Origin of the sequence: Burkholderia sp. Cy-637 (genome assembly GCF_011753175.1) — a bacterium.
GTDB lineage: Bacteria > Pseudomonadota > Gammaproteobacteria > Burkholderiales > Burkholderiaceae > Burkholderia > Burkholderia gladioli.
This window is the reverse complement of record NZ_VWWC01000175.1, coordinates 1-14531: the sequence shown is the minus strand read 5'-3', so window position 1 is coordinate 14531 and position 14531 is coordinate 1. Positions and strand designations below refer to the sequence as shown.

The following is a 14531-nucleotide window of genomic DNA, read 5'->3' as shown; positions in this document are numbered from 1 at the left end:
CGCGCGGTCGCGCCCGGCAGGGGCGCGGGGCCCGGGCAGGCCGGCGTGGGATGTCGTGGGGCCGGCGCATCGTCGAGTCCGGCCGTTGTCGGTTCAGGCCGCGGCCGCCGGCGCCGTGGCGGGTGCCGTCTTCGGCGCGGGCTTGAGGCTGGCCGACCAGCGCATCGCGGGCCGCTCGACGGCGCGGTAGAACAGCCAGGCCAGCGGGATCGCCGCGGCGAGGAACAGGAACGACGGCCAGATCGCGCTCTGCAACTGCGAGCGGTACAGCAGCGAGCCGAGGCAGACGAACAGCGGCAGGTGGATCAGGTAGAGCGAGTAGCTGAATTCGCCGAACCAGGCGAAGCCGCGCACCAGCGCGTTCGACGGCGCCGGCCGCGCGATCGCGGCATACAGGTAGCAGGCGAAGCCGAGCGACCAGAGCTGGAATGCGCCGTACTGGCCGAAATGGAAGGCCGCGCAGCCGAGCGCGATGCCGGCCGCGCCCGCCAGGTACCAGCCGCGCGAGGGCAGCCGGTTCGCGCCGCGGCCCGCGCGCAGCTCGGCGATCAGCGCGCCGAGCGTCCAGGACAGCCAGTAGGAGGTGAACACCTGGATGTCGTGCCGCTCGAACAGCCAGGCCGACGCCAGGTTGACGATGGCGACCGCGGCCACCAGCGGCATGATGCCGATCCGCTTGCGCAGCGCGAACCAGAGCGGGTAGACGGCATAGAACTGCACCTCGAGCGAGAGCGTCCAGAGCGCGCCGTTCGAGCCGTAGGTCTGCGCGGCGATGCCCTGCAGCGACAGCAGGTTGACCAGGAAGGCCTGCCAGCCGATCTCGCGGATCTTGTGGCTGACCGGCGTGAACTGCAGGCTCACCAGGTCCAGCGCGAGCGTGAGCAGCAGCGCGGCCAGCAGCACCGGGTAGATGCGCGCGAAGCGGCGCGCCCAGAAGTTGGCGACGTCGAGCCGGGTGCCCGGCGCGGCCGCCAGCTTCAGCGCGATATTGCGGTGGATGCAGTAGCCGCTGATCACGAAGAAGATCGGCACGCCGGCCGAGCCCCAGGCGAACGGGAAGGTCAGGTAGGCGGCCAGCGCGTTCGGATCGAGCGCGTGGCCGTGGGCGCGATGGAAGGCCTGCATGCCGATCCAGACGATCTGCCGGCAATGGAAATAGGCCACCAGCAGCGCAGCGAAGCCGCGCAGGGCGTCGATCAACGCATCCTTGTTGTCGGGAGCGGCGGGCCGCGCGAGCGTCGGCGCGCTGGGAGCATTCATGCGTCGGTTTCCTTGGCCTGAAATAGCGAACGATGCGCGGCGGGCGAACGGCCGTTCGCCGTTTGGCGCACCCTGATCCTAAGGCGTGAGAAATCGAACGATGAACGAAAAAAAACCGCATGAAATTGCAACAAGACGTTTCGCTGCCCGCGCCGTTCCAGGTGGCGAAATCCGCCCAATTATTTGCCGATTTTTTTCTGATAGTTTGGGTTCGGGTCGAAACAGACGAGGGATTGCAAGATGGATATCAACTGGATCGCAAGCGGCGCGGTACTGCTGGTCATGGTCGTGTTGTCGGCCTATCGCGACGCCTTGAAGAACGAACCGATCAGCCGCTTCGGATTCGAGCGTGGCGACGCGGCATTGACCGAGGAATTCGAATGACCGGCCGCGCGCGCGGCGCCTCGCTCGCGGCCGGCCTGGTCCGGCCCCGCGCGGCCCGCGCCTAGCGCCGCGCAAGCGGGGCGGCGCGCTGCATCGCGCCGCCGGCCGCTCCGGCACGCCCAGGCGTGACCGGCCATGCCGTTTCATCGGGCCGCGCGTTGCGCGGCCGTCACTTTCTCCGGGATTTCATCACCATGCTCAAAGTCAAGAAGGCCGTGTTCCCCGTCGCCGGGCTCGGCACGCGGTTCCTGCCGGCCACCAAGGCCAGCCCGAAGGAGATGCTGCCTGTCGTCGACAAGCCGCTGATCCAGTACGCGGTCGAGGAGGCCATCAAGGCCGGCATCACCGAGATGATCTTCGTGACGGGGCGCAGCAAGCGCGCCATCGAGGATCACTTCGACAAGTCCTACGAGATCGAGGCCGAACTCGAGGCGCGCGGCAAGGACAAGCTGCTCGAACTGGTGCGCGGCATCAAGCCGTCCAATGTCGACTGCTACTACGTGCGCCAGCCCGAGGCGCTGGGCCTGGGCCACGCGGTGCTGTGCGCCGAGAAGCTGGTGCACGGCGAGCCGTTCGCGGTGATCCTCGCCGACGACCTGCTGCACGGCGAGCAGCCGGTGCTGCGCCAGCTGGTGGACGTGTTCAACCACTATCACAGCTCGGTGATCGGCGTGGAAACCATCGCGCGCGAGGACAGCCGCTCCTATGGCGTGGTCGAGGGCCGCGAATGGGAGGAGGACGTGATCAAGCTGTCGGGCATCGTCGAGAAGCCGGCGCCCGAGAGCGCGCCGTCCAATCTCGGCGTGGTGGGCCGCTACGTGTTCATGCCGAGCATCTTCGATCACCTGCGCCGCATCAAGCCGGGCGCCGGCGGCGAACTGCAACTGACCGACGCGGTGCAGTCGCTGCTGACCGAGGAGCAGGTGCTGGCCTATCGCTACTTCGGCACCCGCTTCGATTGCGGCAGCAAGATCGGCTACCTGAAGGCCACCGTCGAGCTCGCGCTCGAGCATCCCGAGGTGCGCCGCGAATTCGAGGCCTATCTGCGCTCCTGCCTGCCGGTGCTCCAGCAGGTGGCCTGAGCGAAGGCCGCTTCACCGATCGTCCATGTGGTGGTTGTTCCGTTCGCCCCGGCATTGCGCCGGGGCTTTTTTGTTTGCGCGAGCCGTTGTCCAGTTGGCGCGCTGGCGGCGGCGTTGCCGCTCGAATGGCGTTTGCCGCCGGTAAACAAGGGGTTTTCGACGCAGCGTGCGGCGATGTTTCGCATCGCCGAAGGTCCGGCGCGGCGCGGCGCGTCGCACATAATTCGAGCCGCGCCGCCCTGGTTTCGCGAGCCGATCGGGCCGTCGTCGGGCTCGCCAGTCAGCGGCGAGCAACAAAACCTGCCGAAAACCCGCAGATTCCGCATAAAAGTGCTGCACGAAGCGTCGCGCCGCTTGTAGAATCCGGCCTTGAAGCATGCACGTCGTGTGCTTCGAATCCAACGACCACACCTGGTAGGAGAAACATGGCGACTTCCGCAAAAAAGGTGGCCAAGAAGGCTGCCGCACCGGCCAAGAAAGTGGCTGCCAAACCTGCAGCGCCCGCGAAGAAAGTAGTGGCCAAGAAGGCTGCCGCGAAGGTGCCGGCCGCTCCGACGCCGATCAAGGACAGCTTCACCAAGGCATCGCTGGCGACGCACATCGCCGAGCGCGCTGAAGTCGAGCTGAAGACGGTCAAGGCCGTGCTCGCGACGCTGGAAAACGTGATCCTCGGTTCGATCCACAAGAAGGGTGCGGGCGAGTTCACGCTGCCGGGTCTGCTGAAGATCTCGGCCCAAGCCGTGGCAGCGAAGAAGAAGCGCTTCGGCAAGGATCCGTTCACGGGCGAAGAGCGCTGGTTCCCGGCCAAGCCGGCGAGCGTGCGCGTCAAGGCACGTGCACTGAAGAAGCTGAAGGACGCAGCAGCATAAGGGAATTGCCAGGACGCCCGGGTCGTTCCGGAACGTCGAGGCAGCCCAAAAAGATCCCCGCGTGCGAAGAGCGCGCGGGGATTTTTTTATCCGCGCGCGGCATGAAGGGCGCGGGAAACGTGGCTCGGGCCGCGCGAAGCGTGCCGGCGGCGATCGATCCGACGGGGCGCCGGGCGCTCGCCGCCGCCAGGGCAGGCAGCCCCGTGCCGGAACGGCAGGACGAAAAAAAACCAGCCGTCGGCGCGAAGCCTCGGGCTGGTTCGATCGCTCGGCCATCGAGCGGCGCCCGCAGGCACCGTCGATCGCCGTGGCGACAGCTTGCTTAGAACTTGTGGCGCAGACCCAGCGCGACCAGTTCCTGCGAGCTCGTGCCGGCGATGCCGTACGAACCGATCGATGCCTGGGCGGCTTGCGTCGTGCCGTTCGCCAGGCGTTGCGTGCCGCTCGCGTGCTGGTACGCGCCGACCAGGTAGACGTCGGTACGCTTGGACAGCGAGTAGTCCGCGCCCAGCGAAGCCTGGTGGTACTTGGCGTCCGTGTCGCCGCTCGCCTTGGTGTACGAGTAGCCGAGGCCGAGCAGCAGGGCCGGGGTAGCCTGGAACGTGGCGAAGGCGCGACCGGTGTTGAACTTCTCGGTCTGGCCGAACGACGAGAACGCGTCACGCTTGTATTGCGCGTTGCTGTAGCCCAGGCCGGCCGTGAACGGGCCGAACGTGTACTGGCCGGCAACCTGGCCGATGCCGATCGACTTCGCGTTGGTGTAGCCGCTGTTGATCGGGCCGTCGAAGATCGCGTCCGACGAACCGCCCCAGCTCGTGCCGCGCGCGGCGCCGTACAGGTTCGAGGCGTAGAAGTAGCCGCCTGCAATGCCGATCGGGCCGTTGTTGTAGGCCAGTGCGGCCGACCAGGTCTGGCCCGAGCCGTTCGAGCCGGCAACGCCGCCCAGTGCGTAGAAGCCTTCGAACTGCAGGCCCGCGAACACCGGCGAGGTGTACTTGATGGCGTTGTTGACGCGCAGGCTGTTGTCGTTGTTATCGACGTCGCCCGGCGTGGCGAACACGCTGCCGAAGTAGTTGTCGGCCGTGACGGCCTGGACCATGTCGACCAGCGGGTCGTATTGGCGGCCCAGCGTCAGCGTGCCGTACTTGTCGCTTTGCAGGCCGACGAAGGCTTGGCGACCGAACATGCGCTTGTTCTGGCCGAGCGTGCCGTCATTGGAGTTGAAGCCGTTTTCCAATTGGAAGATCGCCTTCAGGCCACCGCCCAGATCTTCCGCGCCCTTCAGGCCCCAACGGCTGCCTTGCAGGTTGCCGCTGTTCATCGCCCACGTGTTGTTGCCCGTGCCGTTGCTGCCGTGCACATAGGTGATTGCCGTGTCGATCACGCCGTACAGCGTAACGCTCGATTGCGCGTGCGCTGCGCCTGCGGCACCGAGGAGAGCCAGCGAGAGGGTAGACAGAGCGAGTTTTTTCATAGGTAGTGTTCTCCACGCAAAGTGATTCGTTATTTGTTGCGGATTGGAGAATAGCGCAGTGCGTATCTCGCAAGAAACCCAAAAAAATAAAGTGTCTCCAAAACGTCACAACGATAAAAATTCCTTTTAGATCAATAGCCTATGAAATTATTTCCAATGCGGGAGTCAATTTCCGGCATTCCCTCGTGATTGTTGTGAGAAATGAGGGCCATGCCGGATCCTGTCAGGAATCGGGTGGTTTCGATGCAGGAATCGAGACGGTTGAACGTTTGCGCGTGCGCTTTTGCGCCCGGCGGGCTGGCGAGGCTGGCGGGAATGTCAGCGGCGCGCCAGTTTTGGGCGGGATCTGGAATCGATTACGCGGCGGGAGCGGGCCGCGCGGGGGCGCGGCACCGGCGAATCAGGGATTCTGCCTATTCGTGCGCGGCGTCCGTGCGTGCGCGTCGCGCATCGCCGCGCGCGGCGGCGAATTCCGCGCCGAGCAGCAGCACCGCCGCCGAGAAGTACAGCCACATCAGCAGCACCGCCAGCGAGCCGGCCGCGCCGAATGCGCTGGCGGTGCCCGCGTGCGCGAGGTACAGCGCGAACAGCTTCTTGCCGGCCGAGAACAGCACGGCCGAGACGATGCCGCCGGTCAGCGCGTCGCGGCGCGTGACGTGCGCGTCGGGCAGGAACTTCAGCAGGGCCGCGAAGGCGCAGGCGAGGATCGCGATGCCGGCGGTGAACTGCAGCAGGTTGCCGACCAGCACGAAGGGCGTGGCGCCCCACAGCCAGCGGCCGATGAAGGTGATCGCGGTGTCGAGCAGCAGCGACACGATCAGCAGGAAGGCCACGCCGAGCACCAGCCCGAACGAGATCAGCCGCACCCGCACCAGGCCGAACACCGAGGACCAGCGTTTTTCCTGGCTCGGCCAGACCATGCCGAGCGCGGTGTTCAGCGAGGAGAAGGTGGCCGAGGCGCCGATCGCCAGCATCACGAAGGAAATCGCCGCCGCGGCGCCGCCATTGCTGTCGCGGCGGTGCGCGTTCTCGACGATGGTCTGCACGCCGGCCGCGGCGTCGTTGCCGATCAGGCTGTGGACCTGGTTGAACACCTCGCCGCGCGCGGCATCGGCGCCGAAGAACCAGCCGGCCACGGCGATCACCATCACCAGCATCGGCGCGAGCGAGAAGGCCGAGTAGAAGGCGATGCTGGCCGCCATGGTGGTGCAGTGGTCGGCGGAGAAGCGCCGGAACGCGTCGAGCGCCCAGTTGACATTGGTCTTGACGAGCTTTTCGGGTGGTTGCGAGAGCAAGGGCTTCATGGTGTCGAGCGCGGGCGCGGCGAGCGCATTCTGTTGATGGTTTGGCGGTCGGACGCATTCTGTCCCGAAAAGTTTAGTCGATCGTCCGGGCGAGGGGGCGACGGCGGCCGCATCGGGCGTCGTCGCCGGCCTTGGCGGGCGGGCGCGAGTCCGGCGCGAGCCGGGCACCACGCGAGGCCGATCCCGCCATCGATTCGCAAGGCGGGCGCGAAGCCGGCTGCAAGCTTCCCTCGGCCGCCGCAAGCGCCGTGCCCGCGCCGGCGGCCTCGCGCGCTCCCGAGCGGGGGCGGCTCGCGCCCCGGAGCGGCGCGAATGCCGGTAAGCTGCGACTATCGTTTCCGAGCTTCTCCACCCGATCATGACCGACGTATCCCCCCGACGACCGAACCCGATCCAGTGTGAAATCGACCTCGATGCCGAAGGCAAGCATGCCGGCTACCTGCGCCTGCCGCATTCGGTGCACCGCTCCGCCTATGGCTGGCTGCCGGTGCCGATCGCCTCGATCCGCAACGGCGAGGGGCCGGTGGTGCTGGTGATGTCGGGCAATCACGGCGACGAATACGAAGGCCAGGTGCTCAGTTCGCGCCTGATTCGCGAACTGCCGGCCGAGCAGGTGCGCGGGCAGGTGATCGTGCTGCCGATGGCGAATTTCCCGGCGGCGGAGGCGGGGCTGCGCACCTCGCCGCTCGACGACGGCAACCTCAACCGCAGCTTCCCCGGCGACCCGGCCGGCACGCCCACCCAGATAATCGCCGACTACATCGAACACGCCTTGCTGGCGCGCGCCGATTATTTGGTCGACCTGCATTCGGGCGGCAGTTCGCTGATCTATCACGGCGGCAACCTGATCGCGCTGGAGCCGCGCGACGCCGAGGAGGAGCAGCACGTGAAGGCCCTGCTGAGCGCCTTCGGCATGCCGCGCGCCTACCTCAACGCGCCGAATCCCAGCTATGCCTCGTCGGCGGCGCGGCGCCAGGGCGCGATCTCGATCCTGACCGAGCTGGGCGGCGCCGGCATGACCGACGCGGCGCTGCTGCGCCAGGGCTGGCAGGGCCTGCTGAACTTCCTCGGCTTCCTCGGCGTGCTGCGCGGGCCGCTGGTGCCGGACGGCCCGCCGGCGGTGACGCGCTTCATGCGCACCAGCGGGCCCCGGCACTTCGTCTATGCCTACGAGCACGGCGTATTCGAGCCGCTGGTCGAGCTGGGCGACGTCGTGCGCGAGGGCCAGCCGGCCGCGCGCATTCACTTCCCCGACACGCCGCTGCGCGAGCCGGTGGTCCATTGCTTCGAGGCCGCCGGCGAGGTGGTCTGCCGCCGCGTGCCCGCGCAGGTGCGCCGCGGCGACTGCCTGTTCCAGCTCGCCGAACCGCGCGACGCGGGCTGAGCGGCTTTTCTTCCTGATTTCTCCCGTCGGCGGGCGCACGCTAGGACGTGCGCCCGCCACTCTTGTTTGCTCGCTTTCCAATCGATTTGCGGAATCGCCTGGCGTGAAGCGCTATGTTTATTTGGATATAGCGTGTTGGATTCCTTGTGCGAACAATTCGCATTCCGGTGATTTTCTTGCTTGGAGATTTCGAATCGACCCGAGCGGTGCGATCGAAGGACGGATATCGAATCGCTATATTTTTAAATATACAACGAGACTTTCTGAGCGTGACGAAATCCCTTGCCGGTCAAGGATTCTCATCGAGCAGTTCCGCGCCGGAAGTCCCCCCCGCGACGTGAAAATCCGGACCCGCCCCACTACCCATCGGCAATTTCATTTCCTATAAACAAAATGCGCAACGTTGATTTGTCCGATATCCGGGGGCGGATTAATCAGCGTAAAATCGTCGCGCGACAATGTCGTCACAAAAAGATTGTTCCCCGTACATCACAGCCGAGACCATCATGCTCCACATGTCCCGGCGCCAGTTCATGAAGGTGACGGCCTCCACGCTCGCCGGATCGAGTCTCGCCCTGTTGGGATTCTCGCCCGCCGAAGCACTCGCGGAGGTCCGCCAATACAAGCTGGCGCGTACTGTCGAAACCCGCAACACCTGCCCGTATTGCTCGGTGGGCTGCGGGATCCTCATGTATTCCCTCGGTGACGGCGCGAAAAACGCCAAGTCGAGCATCATCCACATCGAAGGCGACCCCGACCACCCGGTCAATCGCGGCACGCTGTGCCCGAAGGGCGCGAGCCTGATCGACTTCATCCACAGCCCGAGCCGGCTCACGCAGCCCGAATACCGCGCGCCAGGCTCCGACAAGTGGGAGCCGATCTCCTGGGAAGCGGCGCTCGACCGCATCGCGAAGCTGATGAAGGAAGACCGCGACGCGAACTTCGTCGAGACCACGCCGGACGGCCAGAAGGTCAACCGCTGGCTGACCACCGGCATGCTGGCCGCCTCGGCCGGCAGCAACGAGGTGGGTTACCTGACCCACAAGACGGTTCGCAGTCTGGGGATGCTCGCGTTCGACAACCAGGCACGTGTCTGACACGGCCCGACGGTGGCAGGTCTTGCCCCGACGTTTGGCCGCGGCGCGATGACGAACCATTGGGTCGACATCAAGAACGCAGACGTCATCCTGGTGATGGGTGGCAATGCCGCAGAGGCACATCCCTGCGGATTCAAGTGGGTCACGGAAGCCAAGGCGCACCGCAAGGCGCGACTGGTGGTGGTGGACCCGCGCTTCACACGCACGGCATCGGTGGCGGATTACTACGCGCCGATTCGTACCGGCACGGACATCGCCTTCCTCGGCGGGGTGATCAACTACCTGCTGACGAACGACAAGATCCAGCACGAGTACGTCAAGAACTACACGGATTTCCCCTTCATCGTCCGTGAGGATTACGCCTTCAACGACGGCATCTTCTCGGGCTACAACCCCGACAAGCACGCCTATCCGGACAAGTCGACCTGGGACTACGAACGCGGCGACGACGGCTTCGTGAAGGTCGACGCGACGCTCGCGCATCCGCGCTGCGTCTACCAGCTGATGAAGCAGCACTACTCGCGCTACACGCCCGAGATGGTGGAGCGCATCTGCGGCACGCCCAGGGACAAGTTCCTCAAGGTGTGCGAGATGCTCGCCACCACGGCGGTGCCTGGGCGCGCCGGCACGATCCTCTACGCGCTCGGCTGGACGCACCACTCGGTGGGCGCGCAGATGATCCGCACCGGCGCGATGGTGCAGCTGCTGCTCGGCAACATCGGCATCGCCGGCGGCGGCATGAACGCGCTGCGTGGCCACTCGAACATCCAGGGGCTGACCGACCTGGGCCTGATGTCGAACCTGCTGCCGGGCTACATGACGCTGCCGTCGCAGGCCGAGCAGGATTACGAGGGCTACATCAAGAAGCGCGCCAGCCAGCCGTTGCGGCCGAACCAGCTCAGCTACTGGAAGAACTACCGCGCCTTCTTCGTCAGCTTCATGAAGTCGTGGTGGGGCGATTCGGCCACCGCCGAGAACAACTTCGGTTACGACTACCTGCCCAAGCTCGACAAGCCCTACGACCTGCTGCAGACCATCGAGCTGATGGCCCAGGGCAAGATGAACGGCTATATCTGCCAGGGCTTCAACCCGTTGGCGGCGGCGCCGTCCAAGGCCAAGACCGCGGCCGCGCTGGCCAGGCTGAAGTGGCTGGTGATCATGGATCCGCTGGCCACCGAGACCTCCGAGTTCTGGAAGCCGCACGACGACTACAACGTGGTCGACCCCGCGGCGGTCAAGACCGAGGTGTTCCGCTTGCCGACCACCTGCTTCGCCGAGGAACGCGGCTCGCTGGTGAATTCCGGGCGCGTGCTGCAGTGGCACTGGAAGGGCGCGGACGCGCCGGGCGAGGCCCGCAGCGACCTGGAGATCATGTCGGGGCTGTTCCTGCGCATGCGGGAGGCCTACAAGAAGGACGGCGGCAAGTATCCCGATCCGATCGTCAACCTGACCTGGCCGTACGCGGACCCGGAAAGCCCGACGCCCGAGGAACTCGCGATGGAGTTCAACGGACGCGCGCTGGCCGACCTGACCGACCCCAAGGATCCGACCAAGGTGCTGGTCAAGCGCGGCGAGCAACTGGCCGGCTTCGCGCAGTTGAAGGACGACGGCTCGACCTCGAGCGGCTGCTGGATCTTCTGCGGCGCGTGGACGGCGGCCGGCAACCAGATGGCGCGGCGCGACAATGCCGACCCGACCGGCATCGGCCAGACGCTCGGCTGGGCCTGGGCCTGGCCCGCCAACCGGCGGATCCTCTACAACCGCGCCTCCTGCGACACCGCCGGCAAGCCCTTCGACCCGACCCGCAAGCTGATCGGCTGGAACGGCCGCGCCTGGGCCGGTTACGACGTGCCCGACTACAAGGTCGACGAACCGCCCGAGAACGGCATGGGGCCCTTCATCATGAATCCCGAGGGCGTGGCGCGCTTCTTCGCCCGCGACGGCATGAACGAAGGCCCGTTCCCCGAGCACTACGAGCCGTTCGAGACGCCGCTGGCCGCGAACCCGTTCCACCCCGGTAACCCGCGCGCGCTGAACAACCCGGCCGCGCGCGTGTTCCCGGACGACCGGGCCGCGTTCGGCACGCCGGACAAGTTCCCGCACACGGCCACCACCTATCGCCTGACCGAGCATTTCCACTACTGGACCAAGCACGCGCGACTGAACTCGATCGTGCAGCCGCAGCAGTTCGTGGAGATCAGCGAGGACCTGGCCAAGGAGGTGGGCGTGGTGCACGGCGACATGGTCAAGGTCTCGTCGAACCGCGGCTACATCGTGGCGGTGGCGCTCGTGACCAAGCGGATCAAGCCGCTCACGGTGGACGGCCGCAAGGTGCAGACGGTCGGCATTCCGCTGCACTGGGGTTTCAAGGGGCTCACCAAGCCCGGTTATCTCGCCAATACCCTGACTCCGTCCGTGGGCGACGGCAACTCGCAGACACCGGAATTCAAGTCGTTCCTGGTGAAAGTGGAAAAGGCATAAGGGGAACCCGAGATGGCATTGCAATCGCTGGACATCAAACGGGTGTCCGCCACCACCACGCCGCCGCCGACCGCGCGCGACCCGGTCACCGGAACCGTCGCCAAGCTGATCGACGTATCCAAGTGCATCGGCTGCAAGGCGTGCCAGACGGCGTGCATGGAGTGGAACGACCTGCGCGACGAAATCGGCACCAACGTCGGCGTCTACGACAATCCGGCCGACCTCACCGAGCATTCCTGGACGGTGATGCGGTTCACCGAATACGAGAACCCGGCCGGGGACCTCGAGTGGCTGATCCGCAAGGACGGCTGCATGCACTGCGAGGATCCGGGCTGCCTGAAGGCCTGTCCCTCGCCGGGCGCGATCGTGCAGTACAACAACGGCATCGTCGATTTCCACGAGGAGAACTGCATCGGTTGCGGCTATTGCGTGACCGGCTGCCCGTTCAACATCCCGCGGATCTCGAAGACCGACCATCGCGCCTACAAGTGCACGCTCTGCTCGGATCGCGTCGCGGTCGGGCAGGAGCCGGCCTGCGTGAAGACCTGCCCGACCGGCGCGATCATGTTCGGCACCAAGGAGGACATGAAGCAGCAGGCCGCCGATCGCGTGGTCGACCTCAAGGAGCGCGGGTTCGCCAACGCGGGGCTGTACGATCCGCAGGGCGTGGGCGGCACCCACGTGATGTACGTGCTGCATCACGCCGACAAGCCCTCGCTCTACCACGGCCTGCCCGACAACCCGTCGATCAGCCCGTTCGTGAAGCTGTGGAAGGGCATCGCCAAGCCGCTGGCGGTGGCCGGCCTCGCGCTGACCGCGCTGGCCGGGTTCTTCCACTACACGCGCATCGGCCCGAACGAGGTGACGGAGGAGGATGAAACCGCCGCCCGCGAGGAAGCCCGCCGGATCAAGGAGGACGTGAAATGAGCCATGAAGATCCGAACCTGATCGTGCGCTACTCGGCGAACGAGCGCTCGAATCACTGGATCACCGCGATCTCGTTCGTGCTGCTCGCGCTGTCGGGGCTCGCGCTGTTCCATCCGTCGATGTTCTGGCTCACCGCGCTGTTCGGCGGCGGGCAGTGGACGCGGATCCTGCATCCCTTCGTCGGCGTGGTGATGTTCGTGTCCTTCGCGATCATGGTGCTGCGCTACTGGCACCACAACCTGATCGACGCGGACGATCGCCAGTGGCTGCGGCAGATGGACGACGTGCTGAACAACCGCGAGGAGAACCTGCCGCCGATCGGCCGCTACAACGCCGGCCAGAAGCTGCTGTTCTTCACGCTGGTGGCCTGCCTGCTGGTGCTGCTGCTGTCGGGCATCGTGATCTGGCGGCGGTATTTCTCGCTGTACTTCCCGATCGAGGTGATTCGCCTCGCGGCGGTGGCGCATGCGGTGGCCGCCTTCGTGCTGATCGCCAGCATCATCGTCCACATCTACGCGGCGCTGTGGGTGAAGGGCTCGATCGGCGCGATGGTGCGCGGCACCGTCACGCTCGGCTGGGCCCGCAAGCATCATCCGAAGTGGTTCCGGCAGGCGGTGAAGGAGTCGGGACGGCCGCATTGAGGCCAGGACGATCCGGGGTCGATGCCTGGCCCCGGAAGCAGGCGCGAAGGCGATCCGGCCACCGGATCGCCTTCGCCGTTTCGGCCCCGGCCCAACGAGCGGAACGAGCGGAACGAGCGGGGCCGGCAGGCGAGGGCGTCGCGCCGGGCTGGGGGCCGAAACGGCGCGATCCAGCCCGCCGATCCAGCCCGCCTTTCGCGGCGCATCCGCCGTCCACGATCGCGCGCATCGGCCGATTTCCACCCGGCTCGGCACGAATCCATTTCGATTGCGCGGCGCAAGCCGGGTAATCGAATCCGATCCACGCGCGGGCGTTGGCGAAGCGCCCCCGGAAGCTGCTATTCTTCACCGCGGTGCTTCGCCTGCCGCCTGCCGACACGACCGGCGCTCGAGCCGGCAACCCCACCCGATCGGCATGAGAATCCGCGGCGGCTGCCGCGTCCCGCGAAAGGCCGATCGCGGCGAAACATCCGGCGCCCGTATCGCGGCGCCGGCCAGACAGTATTAGGTGACCCACGTGACACAACGCATCCTCGACCCGAACGACATCGCGGCCCTCGATCATTCGGCGATTCCCCGCTTCCGGCTTCCCGAACGCGCCAGCGTGTTCGCCGAGCGCGCCGCGCGGCTGCGCAAGCTGGCCGACCTCAATCCGATTTCCGGCTACCTGCGCCTGATGGCGACGCTGGCCGACGCCCAGCATGCCGTGCTCGGCACGCTCGCGGCCACCCCGCCCACGCCCGAGGCCGTGCGCCACGCGCAGATGCATTCGATGCCGATCGTGCCGGCCATGTCGGGCCCGCGCGATCCGCTGTGGCAGGACGTGCTGCAGCACCTGCTCGACGGCATCGAGCAGGCCGGGCTGGTCACGCCGCCGCTGGCCAAGCTGATCGACCAGCTTCGCCTGAAGACGCCCGCCCAACTCGACGCCCAGGCCGACGCGATCGTCGCGCTGCGGGTGGAGGAGGTCGAGCCCGCCTCGGCGCCGTTCATCGCGGCCGCGCTGCAGGTGGTGTGGACCGATCTCGCCTCGCGCGTGCAGCCCGCCGAGGTGCCCTACCTGGACCAGCCGGGCCTGTGCCCGGTGTGCGGCTCGCATCCGGTGGCCAGCGTGATCCGCGTCGGCGCGCAGCAGGGCTATCGCTTCCTGCAGTGCTCGCTGTGCAGCAGCGAATGGCACATGGTCCGCACCAAGTGCTCGAACTGCGATTCGACCAAGGGCATCGCCTATCACGGCATCGAGGGCGGCAGCGAGGCGATCAAGGCCGAGTCCTGCGACGAATGCCATACCTACCGGAAGATCGGCTACCAGGAGAAGGATTACGCCTTCGAGCCGCTCGCCGACGATCTGGCCAGCCTCACGCTCGACCTGCTGATGAACGAGGCCGGCTACCGGCGCAGTTCGCCGAACCCCTTGCTGTGGCCCGAGCTGCCTTCCTCCGACGCATCGTGAACGGAGCCCGTCCTTGAGCGATACCGGCCTCAATGAACTGAACGCCCTGCTGGCGCGCGTGCCCTCGGTCGAGCGGCTGGTGTCGTCCGCGCCGCTGCGCTCGCTGGTCGATTCGCATGGCCGCACGCGCGTGCTGGCGGCCGTGCGCACCGCGCTCGACGCCTGGCGCGAGGCG

At 66.6% G+C, this 14531-nt stretch carries 12 protein-coding genes and 1 pseudogene; 10 read left to right on the top strand and 3 right to left on the bottom strand.

Annotated features, from left to right (window positions below; genetic code table 11):
- Positions 1-93: 93 nt before the first annotated feature.
- Positions 94-1260, bottom strand: a complete 1167-nt coding sequence (locus F3J10_RS29840) for an acyltransferase (protein WP_167243606.1) — start codon at positions 1258-1260, stop codon at positions 94-96.
- 240 nt (positions 1261-1500) lie between these two features.
- Between F3J10_RS29840 and F3J10_RS29835 the strand changes: the two genes are divergently transcribed.
- From F3J10_RS29835 to F3J10_RS29820, 4 genes are all read left to right on the top strand, one after another.
- Entirely contained in the window at positions 1501-1644 is a 144-nt protein-coding gene (locus tag F3J10_RS29835; RefSeq protein ID WP_013690561.1) for a hypothetical protein, read from the top strand.
- Positions 1645-1838: 194 nt separating this feature from the next.
- Entirely contained in the window at positions 1839-2726 is an 888-nt protein-coding gene (gene galU / locus F3J10_RS29830; RefSeq protein WP_013690560.1) for a UTP--glucose-1-phosphate uridylyltransferase GalU, read from the top strand.
- 27 nt (positions 2727-2753) lie between these two features.
- Complete coding sequence (locus F3J10_RS29825) at positions 2754-3086, top strand: hypothetical protein (RefSeq protein ID WP_167243605.1); 333 nt, start codon at positions 2754-2756, stop codon at positions 3084-3086.
- Between the two features lie 65 nt (positions 3087-3151).
- Positions 3152-3595, top strand: coding sequence for an HU family DNA-binding protein (locus tag F3J10_RS29820; RefSeq protein WP_013690559.1), 444 nt, complete (start codon positions 3152-3154; stop codon positions 3593-3595).
- A gap of 322 nt (positions 3596-3917) precedes the next feature.
- On the opposite strand, the gene F3J10_RS29815 is transcribed toward F3J10_RS29820, so the two are convergent.
- Entirely contained in the window at positions 3918-5069 is a 1152-nt protein-coding gene (locus F3J10_RS29815; protein WP_166915830.1) for a porin, read from the bottom strand.
- Between the two features lie 413 nt (positions 5070-5482).
- Entirely contained in the window at positions 5483-6373 is an 891-nt protein-coding gene (locus tag F3J10_RS29810; RefSeq protein ID WP_013690557.1) for a YihY/virulence factor BrkB family protein, read from the bottom strand.
- 358 nt (positions 6374-6731) lie between these two features.
- Between F3J10_RS29810 and F3J10_RS29805 the strand changes: the two genes are divergently transcribed.
- The 6 genes and pseudogenes from F3J10_RS29805 to F3J10_RS29780 form a co-directional block, all read left to right on the top strand.
- Positions 6732-7757 carry a succinylglutamate desuccinylase/aspartoacylase family protein gene (locus F3J10_RS29805; RefSeq protein ID WP_167243604.1) on the top strand — a complete coding sequence of 342 codons (1026 nt, stop codon included), beginning with the start codon at positions 6732-6734 and terminating at the stop codon, positions 7755-7757.
- Positions 7758-8263: 506 nt separating this feature from the next.
- Positions 8264-11335 carry a formate dehydrogenase-N subunit alpha gene (gene fdnG / locus F3J10_RS29800; protein ID WP_084152544.1) on the top strand — a complete coding sequence of 1024 codons (3072 nt, stop codon included), beginning with the start codon at positions 8264-8266 and terminating at the stop codon, positions 11333-11335.
- 12 nt (positions 11336-11347) lie between these two features.
- Positions 11348-12262, top strand: coding sequence for a formate dehydrogenase subunit beta (fdxH, locus tag F3J10_RS29795; RefSeq protein WP_013690553.1), 915 nt, complete (start codon positions 11348-11350; stop codon positions 12260-12262).
- A complete protein-coding gene (locus F3J10_RS29790; protein ID WP_013690552.1) occupies positions 12259-12903 on the top strand; it encodes a formate dehydrogenase subunit gamma in 645 nt (214 codons plus the stop codon). Before fdxH ends, F3J10_RS29790 begins: the two co-directional genes overlap by 4 nt.
- Before the next feature lie 517 nt (positions 12904-13420).
- Entirely contained in the window at positions 13421-14356 is a 936-nt protein-coding gene (gene fdhE, locus F3J10_RS29785) for a formate dehydrogenase accessory protein FdhE (RefSeq protein ID WP_167243603.1), read from the top strand.
- A gap of 13 nt (positions 14357-14369) precedes the next feature.
- Positions 14370-14531: pseudogene (locus F3J10_RS29780) on the top strand (L-seryl-tRNA(Sec) selenium transferase); the annotation flags it as partial.

Bases quoted from the DNA above. Each gene is read 5' to 3' on its own strand.
- F3J10_RS29840 (WP_167243606.1), bottom strand. From the start codon at position 1,260: ATGAATGCTCCCAGCGCGCCGACGCTCGCGCGGCCCGCCGCTCCCGAC.
- F3J10_RS29835 (WP_013690561.1), top strand. From the start codon at position 1,501: ATGGATATCAACTGGATCGCAAGCGGCGCGGTACTGCTGGTCATGGTC.
- galU (WP_013690560.1), top strand. From the start codon at position 1,839: ATGCTCAAAGTCAAGAAGGCCGTGTTCCCCGTCGCCGGGCTCGGCACG.
- F3J10_RS29820 (WP_013690559.1), top strand. From the start codon at position 3,152: ATGGCGACTTCCGCAAAAAAGGTGGCCAAGAAGGCTGCCGCACCGGCC.
- F3J10_RS29815 (WP_166915830.1), bottom strand. From the start codon at position 5,069: ATGAAAAAACTCGCTCTGTCTACCCTCTCGCTGGCTCTCCTCGGTGCC.
- F3J10_RS29810 (WP_013690557.1), bottom strand. From the start codon at position 6,373: ATGAAGCCCTTGCTCTCGCAACCACCCGAAAAGCTCGTCAAGACCAAT.
- F3J10_RS29805 (WP_167243604.1), top strand. From the start codon at position 6,732: ATGACCGACGTATCCCCCCGACGACCGAACCCGATCCAGTGTGAAATC.
- fdxH (WP_013690553.1), top strand. From the start codon at position 11,348: ATGGCATTGCAATCGCTGGACATCAAACGGGTGTCCGCCACCACCACG.
- F3J10_RS29790 (WP_013690552.1), top strand. From the start codon at position 12,259: ATGAGCCATGAAGATCCGAACCTGATCGTGCGCTACTCGGCGAACGAG.